Origin of the sequence: Streptomyces sp. NPDC056224, from assembly GCF_042267665.1 — a bacterium.
Taxonomy (GTDB): domain Bacteria; phylum Actinomycetota; class Actinomycetes; order Streptomycetales; family Streptomycetaceae; genus Streptomyces.
Genome location: NZ_JBHJTK010000024.1, coordinates 61468 through 76545, shown reverse-complemented (window position 1 = coordinate 76545; position 15078 = coordinate 61468). Strand labels below are relative to the sequence as shown.

At 74.3% G+C, this 15078-nt stretch carries 15 protein-coding genes; 8 read left to right on the top strand and 7 right to left on the bottom strand.

Going from position 1 to position 15078, the window contains the following annotated elements; genetic code table 11:
• Positions 1-2: 2 nt before the first annotated feature.
• Entirely contained in the window at positions 3-908 is a 906-nt protein-coding gene (locus ACFCZ1_RS25080) for a Gfo/Idh/MocA family protein (protein WP_376680500.1), read from the top strand.
• Here ACFCZ1_RS25080 and lnt read toward each other — a convergent pair.
• The 5 genes from lnt to ACFCZ1_RS25055 form a co-directional block, all read right to left on the bottom strand.
• The gene (lnt, locus tag ACFCZ1_RS25075; protein WP_376680499.1) at positions 853-2418 is read right to left on the bottom strand and encodes an apolipoprotein N-acyltransferase; all 1566 of its coding nucleotides are present in this window, start codon (positions 2416-2418) and stop codon (positions 853-855) included. The genes ACFCZ1_RS25080 and lnt overlap by 56 nt on opposite strands.
• 27 nt (positions 2419-2445) lie before the next feature.
• Positions 2446-2922: a nuclear transport factor 2 family protein gene (locus ACFCZ1_RS25070; RefSeq protein WP_376680498.1), complete on the bottom strand. Its 477-nt coding sequence runs from the start codon at positions 2920-2922 to the stop codon at positions 2446-2448.
• An 82-nt stretch (positions 2923-3004) separates the two neighbouring features.
• A complete protein-coding gene (locus ACFCZ1_RS25065; RefSeq protein ID WP_328924545.1) occupies positions 3005-3169 on the bottom strand; it encodes a hypothetical protein in 165 nt (54 codons plus the stop codon).
• 113 nt (positions 3170-3282) lie between these two features.
• Positions 3283-4161 carry an undecaprenyl-diphosphate phosphatase gene (locus tag ACFCZ1_RS25060; protein WP_376680497.1) on the bottom strand — a complete coding sequence of 293 codons (879 nt, stop codon included), beginning with the start codon at positions 4159-4161 and terminating at the stop codon, positions 3283-3285.
• A 48-nt stretch (positions 4162-4209) separates the two neighbouring features.
• The gene (locus ACFCZ1_RS25055) at positions 4210-4938 is read right to left on the bottom strand and encodes a TVP38/TMEM64 family protein (protein WP_376680496.1); all 729 of its coding nucleotides are present in this window, start codon (positions 4936-4938) and stop codon (positions 4210-4212) included.
• Between the two features lie 49 nt (positions 4939-4987).
• On the opposite strand from ACFCZ1_RS25055, the gene ACFCZ1_RS25050 reads away from it, so the two are divergent.
• From ACFCZ1_RS25050 to ACFCZ1_RS25035, 4 genes are all read left to right on the top strand, one after another.
• Positions 4988-5704, top strand: a complete 717-nt coding sequence (locus ACFCZ1_RS25050; RefSeq protein ID WP_376680495.1) for a DNA alkylation repair protein — start codon at positions 4988-4990, stop codon at positions 5702-5704.
• Between the two features lie 267 nt (positions 5705-5971).
• Positions 5972-7153: an elongation factor Tu gene (tuf, locus tag ACFCZ1_RS25045; protein ID WP_376680494.1), complete on the top strand. Its 1182-nt coding sequence runs from the start codon at positions 5972-5974 to the stop codon at positions 7151-7153.
• A gap of 134 nt (positions 7154-7287) precedes the next feature.
• Entirely contained in the window at positions 7288-8139 is an 852-nt protein-coding gene (locus tag ACFCZ1_RS25040; RefSeq protein WP_376680536.1) for a patatin-like phospholipase family protein, read from the top strand.
• A gap of 83 nt (positions 8140-8222) precedes the next feature.
• Positions 8223-9014, top strand: a complete 792-nt coding sequence (locus ACFCZ1_RS25035; RefSeq protein WP_376680535.1) for a spermidine synthase — start codon at positions 8223-8225, stop codon at positions 9012-9014.
• Here ACFCZ1_RS25035 and ACFCZ1_RS25030 read toward each other — a convergent pair.
• Together ACFCZ1_RS25030 and ACFCZ1_RS25025 are read right to left on the bottom strand one after the other, a co-directional pair.
• Positions 9001-10332, bottom strand: a complete 1332-nt coding sequence (locus ACFCZ1_RS25030; protein ID WP_376680493.1) for an MFS transporter — start codon at positions 10330-10332, stop codon at positions 9001-9003. The genes ACFCZ1_RS25035 and ACFCZ1_RS25030 overlap by 14 nt on opposite strands.
• A gap of 70 nt (positions 10333-10402) precedes the next feature.
• Positions 10403-11422 (bottom strand): hypothetical protein, encoded by a 1020-nt coding sequence (locus tag ACFCZ1_RS25025; RefSeq protein WP_376680492.1) that lies wholly within the window; start codon positions 11420-11422, stop codon positions 10403-10405.
• A gap of 96 nt (positions 11423-11518) precedes the next feature.
• On the opposite strand from ACFCZ1_RS25025, the gene ACFCZ1_RS25020 reads away from it, so the two are divergent.
• From ACFCZ1_RS25020 to ACFCZ1_RS25010, 3 genes are all read left to right on the top strand, one after another.
• Positions 11519-11971, top strand: coding sequence for a DUF4442 domain-containing protein (locus ACFCZ1_RS25020; protein WP_376680491.1), 453 nt, complete (start codon positions 11519-11521; stop codon positions 11969-11971).
• Between the two features lie 224 nt (positions 11972-12195).
• Positions 12196-12396, top strand: coding sequence for a type II toxin-antitoxin system VapB family antitoxin (locus tag ACFCZ1_RS25015; RefSeq protein WP_376680490.1), 201 nt, complete (start codon positions 12196-12198; stop codon positions 12394-12396).
• Between the two features lie 127 nt (positions 12397-12523).
• Positions 12524-15025: a beta-glucosidase gene (locus ACFCZ1_RS25010; RefSeq protein ID WP_376680489.1), complete on the top strand. Its 2502-nt coding sequence runs from the start codon at positions 12524-12526 to the stop codon at positions 15023-15025.
• Positions 15026-15078: the final 53 nt, after the last annotated feature.

Sequence of the window (15078 nt, the reverse complement as noted above, 5' to 3'; positions counted from 1 at the left end):
CGGTGAAGGTCGGCTGCATCGGACTCGGCGACATCGCGCAGAAGGCGTACCTGCCCGTCCTGACCACCCGCCCGGGCGTCGAGCTGCACCTGCAGACCCGTACCCCCGCCACGCTGGAACGGGTCGGAGCGGTCCACCACGTTCCGGCCGGGCGCCTGCACACCGATCTCGACGCGCTGCTCGCCGAAGGGCTCGACGCGGCCTTCGTGCACGCCTCGACCGCCGCGCACCCCGAGATCGTCGGACGGCTGCTGGAGGCCGGCGTGCCGACGTACGTGGACAAGCCGCTCGCGTACGAACTCGCGGACTCGGCACGGCTCGTGGAACTGGCCGAGGAGCGCGGCGTCTCGCTCGCCGTCGGCTTCAACCGCCGCTACGCGCCCGGCTACGCGCAGTGCGCCGACCACCCGCGCGAACTGATCGTCATGCAGAAGAACCGCGTCGGGCTGCCCGAGGACCCGCGCACGCTCGTGCTGGACGACTTCATCCACGTCGTCGACACCCTGCGTTTCCTGCTGCCCGGCGAGGCCGACCACGTCGACGTACGGGCCGTGGTGCGCGAGGGCCTGATGTACCAGGTGGTGCTCCAGCTGTCCGGTCACGGCTTCACCGCGCTCGGCATCATGAACCGGATGTCCGGTTCCACCGAGGAGATCCTGGAGGTGTCCGGACAGGACACCAAGCGGCAGGTCGTCAACCTCGCGGAGGTCATCGACCACAAGGGCCAGCCGACCGTGCGGCGCCGCGGGGACTGGGTGCCGGTCGCCCGCCAGCGCGGCATCGAGCAGGTCGTGGACGCCTTCCTGGTGGCCGTCGAGGCGGGTAGGACGCTCAGCGCGCGGGACGCGCTGCTCACCCACGAGCTGTGCGAGCGCGTGGTGGGCTCGGCTCTGGCGCAGGCCTCCTGAGCGTACGGGCGCCTTCCACCGCGCAATAGGCCGCCAGCGAGGCCAGGGCCGCGGCCACCGGCCAGTCCCCGAAGCGGACGTAGGGGGTCACGCCCCGGGCCAGCGGGACCTCGTACACCTGCGCCGTGCTCGCGGAAGTGGGCAGGGCGGGGCCGATCCGCTCCCCGGAGGGGCCGTGCACCGCGCTGACGCCGGTGAGGGTGGCGTGCACCACGGGGCGGCCGGTCTCGGCCGCCCGCAGCGCGGCCAGTGAGGCGTGCTGGGCCGGGGCCCAACTGCCCTGGAAGCTGGAGGTCGCCGACTGGGCGACGAGCAGCGCGGCCCCGTCGCGCGCCAGGTGGCGGCTCATGTCCGGGAAAGCCGACTCGAAGCAGACCAGCGGGCCGACGCGGACGCCGGGCCGGCCGTCCGGCCGGCCGGGCAGGTTCATCACCACCGGCGTGTCACCCGCCACCCGGTCCTCGCCGGCCGCCTTGCCGACCGACGTGGCCCAGCCGAGCAGGGCCCGGGCCGGTACGTACTCACCGAAGGGGACCAGCCGCATCTTGTCGTACCGGTCGCCGGTGGGTCCCTCGGGGCCCATGAGTACCGCGCTCTTGCGGATCCCGGGGCTGTCGGCCCCCCGCGCGTCCACGTTGACCAGCAGCGGAGCCCCGACCTGCGCGGACAGCGAAGCCAGCCGCCCGGCCAGGTCCGGCCGGGCCGCCAGGTCCCCGCCGACGCTGCTCTCGCCCCACACCACCAGGTCGACCGGCTGCCCGGACAGGTCCCGGGTGAGCCGCTCCCCGGCGGCGAACCGCCGCTCCGCGCTGTCCGGACCGTCGGCCACCAGACCCGGCTGCACGACGGCCACGCGCAGCCCGCCCGACACCTCGGGGCGCGGTACCCACAGCCACACCACTCCCGTCAGTACCGCACAGCCCGTCACCCCGGCCACCGCCGGGATCCGAGCCCCGGGCACCGCGACGAGCAGCACCAGCGCACAGTTCACCGCCACCACCAGCAGGCTCACCAGCCACACCCCGCCCGCCGAGGCCAGTCGCAGCGCGGGCGGCACCTGCCACTGGCTCGCTCCCAGCAGCCCCCACGGCCCGCCCAGTCCCTGCCAGGACCGCACCAGCTCCGACAGCAGCCACCCGGCCGGTACGAGGACCAGCGCGGCGCACGCACGGCCCGCCGACGGGACGCCGCCGAGCAGCGCGCGCACCAGCAGGGCCCAGGGGATCCAGAGCAGGCCCAGCAGAGCGGCCACCGGCACCAGGAACACGTGCAGGCTGGGCAGCAGCCAGTGGTGGACGGCGACGATGAAGCCCGCACCGCCGAGCCAGCCCTCCAGCGCGGCCCGCCGCCCGGTGGGAGCCGACCGGAGCAACAGCATCCAGGGCACGAGGGCGGCGTAGGCGAACCACCAGAGCGCGGGTGCGGGGAAGGCGAGCGCGGGCAGCGCCCCGGCGGCGACGGCGGCCGGTGCACGCCACCGCGGGGACCAACGGGCACGGATCGGGACCATGGCGCGCCTCCGCTTCCAGTGTGGCAGTCAGGCGGAGACGTGCCGCCACTTCTCGTGCACGGTGACGCGGGTGAGGCGCCAGCCGTCGTGGGTGCGGGCCAGCGCGAAGGAGTAGCGCCCGGCGGCGACGAAGTTGGGCGCCGTCACGGTGCCGTCCGCTGCGGCGCCGTCCGTTCCTTCAAGGCGCATCGGATTGAGGAAGTCGGCCCGCACCTCGGCGCTGTCTCCGGGTGAACCGCCCACGTCCTCCAGCCGGACCAGCCGGTTCACGATCAGGTGCTGACGGACGGGGAACAGCTTCATGGTCTGCGCGAGCCAGTCGGCGACCTCCCCGGCCGGGCCCTCGATCCCGCCCGCCGAGCTGTAGTCGGCCCGCCCGGAGGGGGTGAACAGGGCGCGGTACGCCGCCCAGTCGCCGTCGTCGACGGCCACCGCGTACCCCGTCACCACCTCGTCGATCGCCAGCCGGTCCATGACCGTGGCGAGGTCCACACGCTGCGTCATCGGGTCAGTGTGGGGCTGGCGGGTCCGGAGGCCAAGGGGGCGTGCGCCCGCCGGACCTCCGCGCGGGCCCTCGGTGACCGGATTACGCCTCCCGCTGCCGGACCACGACGAGGAACGCGTCGCTGTCCAGATCCATCACCACCTCGGCCGGCACGCCCTCGCGCATCCGCTGCGCGGCGTACTCCTCGGCGGGCCAGCTACCCCTCGGACTTCCGGCCGGAAAACGCTCCAGAACCACGCGACCCATGGGACACCCCCTGCTTCTGCCTTCAGGTCTCTCCGGGGACAACGACGCACAGGCCGCCCGGGAACGTTCCCGAACGGCCTGCGGTTCACGCGAAGCGGTGAAGCGGGGTCCTGCTAGGAGCCGGACTCACCCGCGTGCGGACTCAGCACGTCCGTCCCGACCAGGATGAACAGGGCGACGCCCAGCACGATCCGGTAGATCACGAAGGGCATGAAGCTCTTGGTGGAGATGAACTTCATGAACCACGCGATGACCACGTAGCCGACGAAGAAGGCGATGACCGTCGCGAAGACGGTCGGCCCCCAGGAGATGTGGCCCGGGCTCTCGATCACGTCCTTGATCTCGAACACGCCCGAGGCCAGCACGGCCGGAATGGCGAGGAGGAAGGAATAGCGGGCCGCCGCCTCACGCGTGAAGCCCAGCAGCAGACCGCCGGAGATCGTCGCGCCGGACCGGGACACGCCCGGGATCAGGGCCATCGCCTGGCAGACACCGAAGATCAGGCCGTCCTTGACGCCCAGTTCCTTCAGCGTCTTGCGCTCGCGGACCGCGCGGTGGCGTCCGCCTTCCTCGTCGCGGGCGGCCAGTCGGTCGGCGACGCCCAGCACGATGCCCATGACGATGAGGGTGGTGGCCGTCAGCCGCAGGTCGCGGAAGGGGCCCTCGATCTGGTCCTTGAAGGTGAGGCCGAGGACACCGATCGGGATCGAGCCGACGATCACCAGCCAGCCCATCTTGGCGTCCTGCTCGGAGCGCAGCGCAGACGTGTACAGCGAGCGGAACCAGGTGGAGACGATCCGCGCGATGTCCTTGCGGAAGTAGATCAGTACGGCGGCCTCGGTGCCGATCTGCGTGATGGCGGTGAAGGCCGCTCCCGGGTCGTGCCAGCCGGCGAACGCCGCGGTCAGCCGCAGGTGGGCGCTGGAGGAGATCGGGAGGAACTCCGTAAGCCCCTGGACGAGACCGAGGATTAGGGATTCGAACCAGCTCATGTCGGGGTGCGCTCGTCCTTGTGATCGTCGGGCAGTTCGGGTCCGATGCTAGGGCCCGTGCGAAGCGCCGGTGACCACAGGGGGGTGTTGAGGCCCCGGTCCGTACGCGGCCACGGATTTCCGGGCCGGTGCCAGGCGGTGCCGCTTGCGCCAGGCGAGCACCCCGGCGGCCGCCACCGAGACCACGATGAAGCCGGAGGAGACGAGGAACGCGGGCGAGCCGGGGGACGCGGCACTGGCCCCCGCGATCACGTACGCCGTGGTGTTCGGGACGACCCCGAGCGCCGTGGCGCCGAGGAAGGGCGCCCAGCCGCAGCGGGACACCGCCGCGCAGTAGTTGGCCACCACGAAGGGCATCCCGGGAAAGAGCCGCACGGCGAGCATCGAACGGAAGCCGTGCCGGCTGAGCTGCCCGTCGGCCGCCCGGAGCCAGCGGCCGCGCAGGTACGGACGCAGGGCCTCCTGGCCCATGATCCGCCCCAGGCCGAAGGCGATCGCGGCCCCGAGCACCGTGCCGCCGACCGCCGCGAGGAGGCCGAACTGGGTGCCGAAGACCGCCCCCGCGGCCAGGTTGAGCAGGGGGCGCGGGACGAAGGCCGCCGCACACACCCCGTACCCGGCGGCGAACAGCAGGACCGCCGCGCCCACCGGGAACCCGGGGGGCCAGCCCTCCGACAGGACGCGCTGGGGCTCGTACAGCAGCACGCACACGCCGGCCGCCACGAGCAGCACGACGAGCAGCGACAGCCGGGTCCACGGCGCGAGGAGGAGGGACATCCCGGGAGACTAGCCGACCAGTGCGGCGCCGCGCCGTAATCTGGGCCTCATGCCGTCGAACGACCGGCGCCCTCCGAAGGTGCCGCGCAGCACCCTCGCCGACACCCTCCTGGAGCGGCTGACCGAGGTGTACGCGGCGGCGGCCGATCCCGCGCGGGCCCGGGCCATGACCGCGTACATGAAGGACGTCGCCCCCTTCCTCGGCATCCCCACGCCGCTGCGCCGCGAGCTGTCCCGGGCCGTGACCAAGGACACGCCGCGGCCGTCGGAAGCGGACTGTGCGGCGCTCGCGCTGCGCTGCTGGCGGCTTCCGGAGCGCGAGTACCACTACTTCGCGGTCGACTACCTGCGGCGGCACGTCTCCCGGTGCTCCTCCGGCCTGCTGCCGGTGGCCCGGCACCTGATCACCACCGTTGCGTGGTGGGACACGGTCGACCTGCTGGCCGTGCACACGGTGGGTCCGCTGGTGGCCGCCGACCCCGCGCTGTCGGAGGTGATGGACGAGTGGATCGGCGACGAGGACCTCTGGCTCGCCCGCACCGCCCTGCTCCACCAGCTCCGCTTCACGTCCGCCACCGACACGGGCCGGCTCTTCGGCTACTGCCGCCGCCGGGCGGACCACCCGGACTTCTTCGTCCGCAAGGCCATCGGCTGGTGCCTGCGGGAGTACGCGAAGACGGACCCCGACGCCGTGCGCGCCTTCGTCGAGGCCGAACGCGGCTCCCTGTCCCCGCTGTCCGTGCGCGAGGCGCTCAAGAACCTCTGAGCGCGCGGAAATCCATTCGACGGGCCCGGGGCGGTCCGGCAGGATCGGGGGCATGTCCCGGTACGCCTTCCCCGTCGCACCGTCCGCAGTCGCGGACGCGCCGAAGGCTGCCGCGCGGGCCGTCTCCGCTCCCGCGGAGGCATTCCCCTTCGCCGCATTCGACGGCGCACGAAGCTGACCCTTCCCGGATCGTCCGGCGGACCCCGCAGGGGGAGGGTCGGCCCGGCTCAGGGGTCCCGTTCCAGCTTCGAGCCACGGGAAAAAATCATGGCCAAGACGGCTTTCGTGCGGACCAAGCCGCACCTCAACATCGGCACCATGGGTCACGTCGACCACGGCAAGACCACCCTCACCGCCGCCATCACCAAGGTCCTCGCCGAGCGCGGCGGCGCCTCCTTCGTGCCCTTCGACCGCATCGACCGGGCCCCCGAGGAGGCCCGGCGCGGCATCACCATCAACCTCACGCACGTCGAGTACGAGACCGACACCCGCCACTACGCCCACGTGGACATGCCGGGCCACGCCGACTACGTGAAGAACATGGTCACCGGCGCCGCGCAGCTCGACGGGGCGATCCTCGTCGTCTCCGCGCTCGACGGGGTCATGCCCCAGACCGCCGAGCACGTGCTCCTCGCCCGGCAGGTCGGCGTCGACCACGTCGTGGTGGCCCTCAACAAGGCGGACGCGGGGGACCCCGAGCTGACCGACCTGGTCGAGCTGGAGGTCCGCGAGCTGCTCACCTCGCACGGCTACGGAGGTGACGGCGCGCCCGTCGTACGGGTCTCCGGGCTCCGGGCACTGGAGGGCGACCCGCGGTGGACGGGGGCGATCGAGGCGCTGCTCGACGCGGTGGACACGTACGTGCCCACCCCGGTGCGCTACACCGACGCGCCGTTCCTGCTGCCGGTGGAGAACGTGCTGACCATCACCGGACGCGGGACCGTCGTGACCGGCGCCGTCGAGCGGGGCGGCATCCGGCTCGGCGACCGCGTGAGCATGCTCGGCGGGGACGGCGCGTCCGAGCCGGTCGTGGTCACCGGGCTGGAGACCTTCGGCAAGCCGATGGAGTCCGCCGAGGCGGGGGACAACGTCGCGCTGCTGCTGCGCGGGGTCCAGCGGCACCAGGTGCGCCGCGGCGACGTGGTTGCCGCTCCCGGCAGGGTGGCGCCCAAGCGGCGCTTCACGGCGCGGGTGTACGTGCTCTCCACGAGCGAGGGCGGGCGCAGGACTCCGGTCGCCACCGGATACCGGCCGCAGTTCTACATCCGCACCGCCGACGTGGTGGGGGACGTGGACCTGGGGGAGGCCGGCGTGGCGCGGCCGGGCGAGACGGTCACCATGACCGTCGAGCTCGGGCGGGACGTCCCGCTGGAGTCGGGGCTCGGCTTCGCGATCCGTGAAGGCGGCAGGACCGTCGGCGCGGGCACGGTGACGGCCGTACTGGGGTGACCCGGGCGGGCTGAGCCGGGCGGGCCGGGCCCGGGCGCTGCGCCGGGCGGGCCGGGCCCGGCCCCTCTGTGGTGACGGCGGGCAGGGTGCGTCAGACTGCCGTCACCACAGGCATGCGCGGAGGGCGGGCGGAGATGGGCGGCGACACGGCACTGGTGCTCGGCGGCGGGGGACTGACGGGCATCGGCTGGGAGTGCGGGATCCTGTACGGGCTCGCCCGGGCGGGAGTGGACCTCACCGCCGCCGACCTCGTCGTCGGCACCTCGGCCGGTTCGGTGGTCGGCGCCCAGCTCACCTCCGGGCGGCTCACCGTTCGGGAGCTGTACGAGCGCCAGCTCGGCGACGCCTCCGGCGAGATCGCGGCGAAGCTGGGGGCCGGGCTGATCGCGCGGCACGCCGTCGCGATGGCGCGCTCGCGTCGCGACGCGACGGCCTACCGGCAGCGGGTCGGTGCCATGGCACTGGCCGCCGACACCGGGGCGGAGGCCGAGCGGCGCGAGGTGCTCGCGGCGCGGCTGGTCTCGCACGAGTGGCCCGCCGGCCGACGGCTCGTCGTCACCGCGGTGGACGCGCTGAGCGGTGAGCCCGCCGACTTCGACCGGGAGAGCGGGGCCGGGCTGGTCGACGCGGTCTCGGCGAGCTGCGCCGTGCCCGGGGTGTGGCCGCCGGTGACCGTCGGCGGGCGCCGCTTCATCGACGGGGGCGTCCGTTCCGCCACCAACGCCGACCTCGCCGCCGGCTACGGGCGCGTGGTGGTCATCGCCCCGATCGCGCTCGGCTCCGGTCTCGTCCCCTCGCCCGCCGCGCAGGCCGCGCGGCTGCGCGAGGCGGGCGCCCGGGTGCTGCTGATCACCCCGTCGGCGGCGGCCCGCAAGGCCTTCGGGCGCAACGTGCTCGATCCGGCGCGGCGGGATCCGGCCGCGCGGGCGGGTCTGTCGCAGGCCGAGGAGCACGCCGCCGAGGCGGCGGCCGTCTGGTCGGGCTGAGCCCGGACCGGACCGACAATGGACGGGTGAGCGACGAACAGATCCCGGTGATCCGGGACGTGGGCCAGGGCACCGCCAAGCTGATGCCGGACGTGGACCGGCAGCGGGCGTGGCTGCTGACCGTCGACGGTGCGCCGCAGTCGTACGTGGACCTGGACGATCCGCGGCACCTGGAGTTCGAGTACGTACGCCGCCTCGCGCACGTCCTGGACTGCGCGGCGCAGCCGGGGCTCGCGCTGGACCTCCTGCACCTGGGCGGCGGCGCCCTCACCCTGCCGCGCTACGCCGCGGCGACCCGGGCGGGATCCCGCCAGGCGGTCGTCGAGTTCGACGCGGCGCTGGTGGAACTGGTCGCCGACCACCTGCCGCTGCCCGCGGGGGCCGGGGTCACGGTGCACGCCGCCGACGCCCGGGCCTGGCTGGAGGCCGCGCCCGCGGCGAGTGCGGACGTGGTGGTGGCCGACGTCTTCGGCGGTTCCCGGGTGCCCGCGCAGCTGACGTCCGTGGAGTACGCGCGCGAGGCGGCGCGGGTGCTGAGGCCCGGCGGGCTGTACGCGGCGAACCTCGCCGACGGGGCGCCGTTCGGCTTCCTGCGGTCGCAGCTGGCGAACTTCGCGGCGGTGTTCGGGGAGCTCGCGCTGATCGCCGAGCCGGCGGTGCTGCGGGGGCGGCGGTTCGGGAACGCGGTGCTGCTCGCGTCCGACGCTCCGCTGGAGGTGGCCGCGCTGGCCCGGCGGTGCGCCGCCGACGCGTTTCCCGCGAGGGTGGAGTTCGGGGATTCGCTGGCACGGTTCATGCGGGGGGCCGTGCCGGTGGCCGACGCGGACGCCGCGCCGTCCCCGGCTCCGCCGGAGGGCGCCTTCAGCCTGGGGTGAGGGGTCGGCTTCCGTGCTGCTCCACGGGGCCGGAGGGCAGCGGGGTGGCGGCGGAGGCGACCGGTCCGGCCGGGGGCCTGCGGGTCAGGCGGCGGACGTCCGGGATCAGCAGCACCAGGGCCGTGGCCAGGACGACCAGGGCCGCGCAGCCCCACAGGGCCCCGGTGCGACCGAAGACCGATTCGGCCGGGCCGGCGAGGGCGGTGGCCAGGGGGAGCATCGACACCGAGCCGAACCAGTCGTAGGCGGAGACCCGGGAGAACTTCTCCTCGGGGATCTCCTGGTGCATCGTGGTCATCCAGTTCACACCGAACACCTCGATGGCCGTGCCGCTCACGAACATCACCGTGCACAGGGCCCACACCGGCAGGGGTACGGCCAGGCCTGCGGACGGCAGCGCCAGCGGGAACACGCACAGGGTGCCGACCAGCAGCAGCCGGCGCGGCTTCCAGACCACCATCAGGACGGCGCCCGCGATGGTGCCCGCGCCGAAGCAGGCCAGGGCCAGGCCCCAGGGCGCCGGGCCGCCCAGCCGGTCACGGGCGACCAGCGGACCGTAGACCGCCTCCGCGGCTCCGACGACGGCGACCACGACGGAGAACTGGAGCACGATGCTCCACAGCCAGGGCCGGGTCCTGACCTCCACCCAGCCTTCGCGCAGGTCGGCCAGGAGGCCGCCGCCGGGAGCCCGTTCGGTGGTGTGGCCGACGTCGAGGAACGCCCGTAGGGCTCCCGCGACCGCGAACGCCGCCGCGTCCACGGCCAGCACCCAGCCCGGGCCGATCGCGGCGATCATCGCGCCGCCGAGGGCCGCGCCGCCGATGCCCGCGCCGTTCATCGCCATGCGGAAGAGCGCGAAGGCGCGATTGGAGTGCTCACCGGAGACGGTGGACAGCAGCATGCCCTCGGCCGCCGGGTTGAAGAAGGCCGTACCGGTGCCGCACAGCGCGGTCAGCAGCATCATCTGCCACAGCTGGGGCTCACCGGCGAGGACGAGCACGGCGAAGGCGGTCTGCGAGAGGCAGTTGAGGGCGTTGGCCGCGACCATCACGTGGTGGCGCGGCAGCCGGTCGGCGAGCGCGCCGCCGATGAGCAGGAAGAGGACGAGCGGCAGCGTACGGGCGGCCGCGACCAGACCGACGTCGGCGCCGGATCCGCCGGCTTCCAGTACCGCGAACGCGGCTGCGATGAGCGCTCCGTGGCTGCCGAGGTTGGTGACGACCGCCGCGCCCGTCAGCAGGGTGTAGTTGCGGCCTGCCCAGGCGGGCCGACGGCGGCGTGCGGGCGTACGGGAGGAAACGTCGGGTGGAGAGCTCACCCCCGGACTATCCCCGCCCCGGGCCGGGAATCCAAACGGATCGGCGGCCCGGGGCGGAGGGAGGAGGAGATCAGCCGGCGGACAGGCGGACCGTGCTGAGGATCTTCTCCATCGTCTCCTTGCTGACCTCGTCCGGGACGCCCGCGGCGCTGTAGAGGATCCAGCTGGCGAAGTCACCGTTGGCGTTCTTGAAGCTGAAGGCGATGGACTTGCCGTCGGAGGAGCACTTGTTCTCCTTCGGCACACCCGTCACGCTCGCGGTCGCCATGTGGCCCTTGAGGCCCGAGGAGGTGGTGTACTCCTTCGGCTCGGAGACCTTGGTGGTGCCCTTCGGCGCCTTCTGCGCGTATCCGGCCCACGCCCAGTTGCCGGCCTCGTTGCGCACGGCCTCGGCGGTGTCCTTGGCGCCCTGACCGCCCTTGGTGCCGGTGCCGCCCAGCGCGGTCGACTCCTCACTGCCGTTCTTGTCGGCGTCGACCTTGCACCAGTCCTCCTTGAGGTAGGCGGGCCCCGACATCATCACGGCCGCGGAGCCGTCGTTCTTGACCTCGTCCTCGAAGCCGATGGCCATGCCGGAGCCCAGCACGTTCCATTCCGGCGGGACGTCGAAGGCGGTGCCGTGCTTGGGGTTGAGGACGACCTTCCAGCCGGGGATCACGGGCTTGGCGTCGCCGCCGGCCCGCGGGTTCGCGCTGCTTCCGGCGGGGGCGGGCGCGGAGGACGCCGGAGCCGAGGAGGCGGCCGGCGGCTTGTCGTTGGCCTCGTTCGTCTTCTTGTCGTCCCGGGTCAGGACGAAGGCGCCGGTCGCGGCGGCCGCCACGACGACCGCGGCCGCCGCGACGATGGCCACGGTCCTGGTCTGGTACGGGCTCCCGCCGCCGCCCGGCTGCGGGAGCTGCTGGGGCTGTTGGGGCTGGCCCCACGGCTGGGTGGGGGGCGTCTGGTAGCCCGGCTGCGGGTACCCGTAACCCGGCTGCTGCTGGTACGGGTTCGGTTGCCCCGGCTGTCCCGGCTGCTGCTGGTACGGATTCTGTTGCGCGTCCTGGGGGTTCTGCTCGCCCCCGGGCTGCTGCTGCTGTCCTGGCCACATGGCCGGTAACGATAGTGGGAGCGGACGGGCGGAGCCACGGCCGCCCCCGGAACGGCTCTGGTCAAGCGCTTCTACTCGCGGGTAACATCGAGTTCCATGAGCGCAGATCAGATGAACGTGGGCGAACTGCTCGCCGCGACGGTGCCGATGGCCCGGACGCTGAACCTCCAGTTCCTGGAGACCACCCCGGAGCGCGCGGTCGTCCGCCTCCCGGACCAGCCCGACTACCACAACCACGTCGGCGGCCCGCACGCCGGCGCCATGTTCACCCTCGCCGAGTCCGCGAGCGGAGCGATCGTCCTGGCCGCCTTCGGCGACCAGCTCTCGCGAGCCGTGCCCCTCGCGGTGAGCGCCGAGATCGGCTACAAGAAGCTCGCCAAGGGCGTCGTGACCGCCACCGCCACCCTGGGCCGTCCGGCGGCCGAGGTCGTGGCCGAACTCGACGCGGGCGGCCGCCCCGAGTTCCCGGTCACCATCACCATCCAGCGCGAGGACGAGGCCGTGACGGGCGAGATGACGGTCGTCTGGACCCTGCGCCCCAACGCCTAGGCGTCCCGGCGACGAGGCCCCCGCCCCCTGGAAACCGCCGGAGGGGCGGGGGCCTCTCGCCGTGCAGGTCGGTCCTGCTTCCCGCGGTCGCGGTCGCGTCCGCCGGAGCCCGGGCCGCTGCCACCGGTGACGGGCGTGGCGGGAACCCCGGAGTCCGTGACCCGGTGAACCGTGCCGGCGGTCACAGCGCTGGAGTCCCTCGCACGACGAGGGAAGGGGTCCCCGTGGCAAAGGTCGACATCAGCCTCGACGCCGAGCTCGTGGTGGAGGCCATGGCGCTCGCCGGGGTCGGATCGCCCCAGGACGCGGTGGAGGCCGTCGTACGGGACTACATCGCGCGCGGGCACCGCACCGAGGCCCGGGTGCAGCTCCAGGATCAGCCCGGGCGGGACGCCGACGGCGTGTCCCGGCCGCCGCAGGGCTGAACCTCGGCGCCGCGGTGGCGCGTCCGGGGCGGCCCCGCCGGGGGCGGGGCGCACAGTGGGCGGGGGAGCGGTCGGCGCGGACCGCTCCCGCCTACCCACGCCGCAGGGGAGCGCCATGAGCGAGGCCGTGACCAGACGTTCCGCGATCCGGCTGCTCGGAGCGGCGGGCACGGCCCTCGGGGCGGGCGCCTGCGCACCGACCCTGCGCCCGGGCGCGGAACTCCGCGCGGCGGCCTCCCCCGCCTCCCCCGCCCCCGCGGCCCCCGCCGGGCCCGCGAGCGCCGCCCGGATCGACAGCCTGATCGAACGGCTCACCCTCGACGAGAAGACCGCCCTGCTCCACGGCGACCGCGACCCGGCCTCCCTCGGCCAGTCCGGCTACGTGCCGGGCGTCCCGCGCCTCGGCATCCCCGCGCTCCGCCTCGCCGACGGGCCCGCCGGCGTCCGGGTCACGCGGCCCGCCACCGCGCTGCCCGCGCCGGTCCTGCTGGCCTCCGCCTTCGACCCGGCGCTGGCCCGGGAGTACGGCCGCGTCCTCGGCCGCGAGGGCCGCGCGCTCGGCCAGGACGTCCTCCTGTCGCCCATGGCCGGCCTCATCCGCACCCCGTACGGGGGCCGGAACTTCGAGACCTTCGCCGAGGACCCGCGCCTCACCGCCGACCTCGTCGGTGAGCTGGTCCGTGGCATCCAGGACGAGGGGCTCATCGCCGCCGTCAGGCACTTCGCCCTCGGCAACCAGGAGCACGGCCGCGACACCGTCGACGTGGTCGCCGCCGAGCAGACCCTGCACGAGACCGAGCTACGGGGCTTTGAGGCCGCCGTGGCGGCCGGCGCGGGCGCGGTGATGGCCGCCTGCAACAAGGTCAACGGCGTCTACGCCAGCGAGAGCAGGCCGCTGCTCGACGAAGTGCTGCGCGGGGGCTGGGGCTTCGACGGCTGGGTGATGTCCGACGCGGACGCCACCCACAGCACCGTCGCCGCCATCGGCGCCGGACTCGACATGGAGATGCCCGGCGGCACCCACTTCGGCGGCCCGCTGCGCGAGGCGGTGCGCGGCGGCTCCGTCCCCGAGGGCGCGGTCGACCTCGCCGTGCGCCGGATCCTGACCACGATGGACCGCTTCGGGCTGCTCGCGGTCCGGCCCGCCGCCCGGCCCTCGCGGGATGCCGCCGCCGGGGCCCGGGTCGCCCGCAAGGTGGCCACGGCCGGGGCGGTGCTGCTGCGCAACGAGCACGGCACGCTGCCGCTGACCGGCGCCGCGGCGCGCTCGATCGCGGTCATCGGCCCCACCGGCCGGGTGCCCTTCACCGGTGGCGGCGGCAGCGCCCATGTCGTGCCCGACGGGGCGGCCGCCCCGCTCACCGCCATCCGCAGGCGCGCCGGGAACGGCTCCACCGTGCGCTACGCCCTCGGCGAGGACCTGTACGGACGTCCCCTGCCGCCGACCCTGCTGACGCCCCCCGCCGACCTGGACGACCGGGCCGTGGACGCCGGGCACGACTGGAGCCACGAGGGGGAGTTCCGGCTCGCCGCGGACGACGAGTGGACCCTGGTCGTCCACTACACCGGGCAGCGGCCGGGCGTGCGCCTGGACGGGGAGGAGCTGTTCCCCGTACGGCAGGGCGCCGCCGAGCACCATGCGGGCGGACTGCTCGGCTCCGCACCCGACGGGATGACCGTCCGCCGCCGCACGCTCTCCCTCAAGGCGGGCACCCACCGGCTCGCCGTGACCGCTCGGGGCGGAGACAAGGGCCGGCGCTTCCGGCTGCGGCACGTCACGTCGGCCGGCCGGGCCGCCGACGTCGCCGAGGCGGTGAACACCGCGAAGGCGGCCCGCAGCGTGGTGCTGTTCGCCTACGAGGACGCCACCGGGGGCGGCGACCGCACCACCCTGGCGCTGCCCGGCGGACAGGACGCGCTGATCGAGGCGGTCGCCGCCGCCAATCCCCGCACCACGGTCGTGCTGAACACCCCCGCCGGCACGACCATGCCCTGGCTCCCCCGTACCGGAGCGGTCCTGCAGATGTACTACCCCGGGCAGGAGGGTGCGGGGGCCACCGCCGACATCCTCTTCGGGGACGTGGACCCGGGCGGCCGGCTCACCCAGACCTTCCCGGCGGACGAGCGGGCGACCCCGGTGGCCGGGGACCCGCTGCGCTACCCGGGCGTCGGCGGCCGCCAGGAGTACACCGAGGGCGTCCACGTGGGGCACCGGTGGTACGACGCGCAGCGCGTGGCCCCGCTGTTCCCGTTCGGGCACGGGCTCTCGTACACGACCTGGCAGTACGAGAGACTGACGGTCCGGCCGGAGCGCGGTGGCCTGCGGGTGGAGTTCACCGTCCGCAACACGGGCCGCCGCAAGGGCACCGAGGTGGCCCAGGTGTACCTCGGCCCGTCCGCGGAGATCACGCTCGACCAGCCGGTGCGCGCGCTGGCCGGCTACCGGCGGCTCACCCTCGCGCCGGGCGAGGCGCAGCGGGTCACCGTCGACATCGACGCCCGGGCGCTGTCGTCCTGGGACCCCGAGCGGCACGCCTGGGCGCTGGGTTCCGGCCGCCGGGACGTGTTCGCGGGCCGTTCCTCGCGGGAACTCCCACTGAGGTCGAAGGCGGTCGTGAGGAGCCGATAGGCTGCCCGTTCGGCGTGTCACAGGGGGCGCGCCGGGGACGACACGGGAGGACG

Bases quoted from the DNA above. Each gene is read 5' to 3' on its own strand.
- lnt (WP_376680499.1), bottom strand. From the start codon at position 2,418: ATGGTCCCGATCCGTGCCCGTTGGTCCCCGCGGTGGCGTGCACCGGCC.
- ACFCZ1_RS25070 (WP_376680498.1), bottom strand. From the start codon at position 2,922: ATGACGCAGCGTGTGGACCTCGCCACGGTCATGGACCGGCTGGCGATC.
- ACFCZ1_RS25065 (WP_328924545.1), bottom strand. From the start codon at position 3,169: ATGGGTCGCGTGGTTCTGGAGCGTTTTCCGGCCGGAAGTCCGAGGGGT.
- ACFCZ1_RS25060 (WP_376680497.1), bottom strand. From the start codon at position 4,161: ATGAGCTGGTTCGAATCCCTAATCCTCGGTCTCGTCCAGGGGCTTACG.
- ACFCZ1_RS25055 (WP_376680496.1), bottom strand. From the start codon at position 4,938: ATGTCCCTCCTCCTCGCGCCGTGGACCCGGCTGTCGCTGCTCGTCGTG.
- ACFCZ1_RS25050 (WP_376680495.1), top strand. From the start codon at position 4,988: ATGCCGTCGAACGACCGGCGCCCTCCGAAGGTGCCGCGCAGCACCCTC.
- tuf (WP_376680494.1), top strand. From the start codon at position 5,972: ATGGCCAAGACGGCTTTCGTGCGGACCAAGCCGCACCTCAACATCGGC.
- ACFCZ1_RS25040 (WP_376680536.1), top strand. From the start codon at position 7,288: ATGGGCGGCGACACGGCACTGGTGCTCGGCGGCGGGGGACTGACGGGC.
- ACFCZ1_RS25035 (WP_376680535.1), top strand. From the start codon at position 8,223: ATGCCGGACGTGGACCGGCAGCGGGCGTGGCTGCTGACCGTCGACGGT.
- ACFCZ1_RS25025 (WP_376680492.1), bottom strand. From the start codon at position 11,422: ATGTGGCCAGGACAGCAGCAGCAGCCCGGGGGCGAGCAGAACCCCCAG.
- ACFCZ1_RS25020 (WP_376680491.1), top strand. From the start codon at position 11,519: ATGAGCGCAGATCAGATGAACGTGGGCGAACTGCTCGCCGCGACGGTG.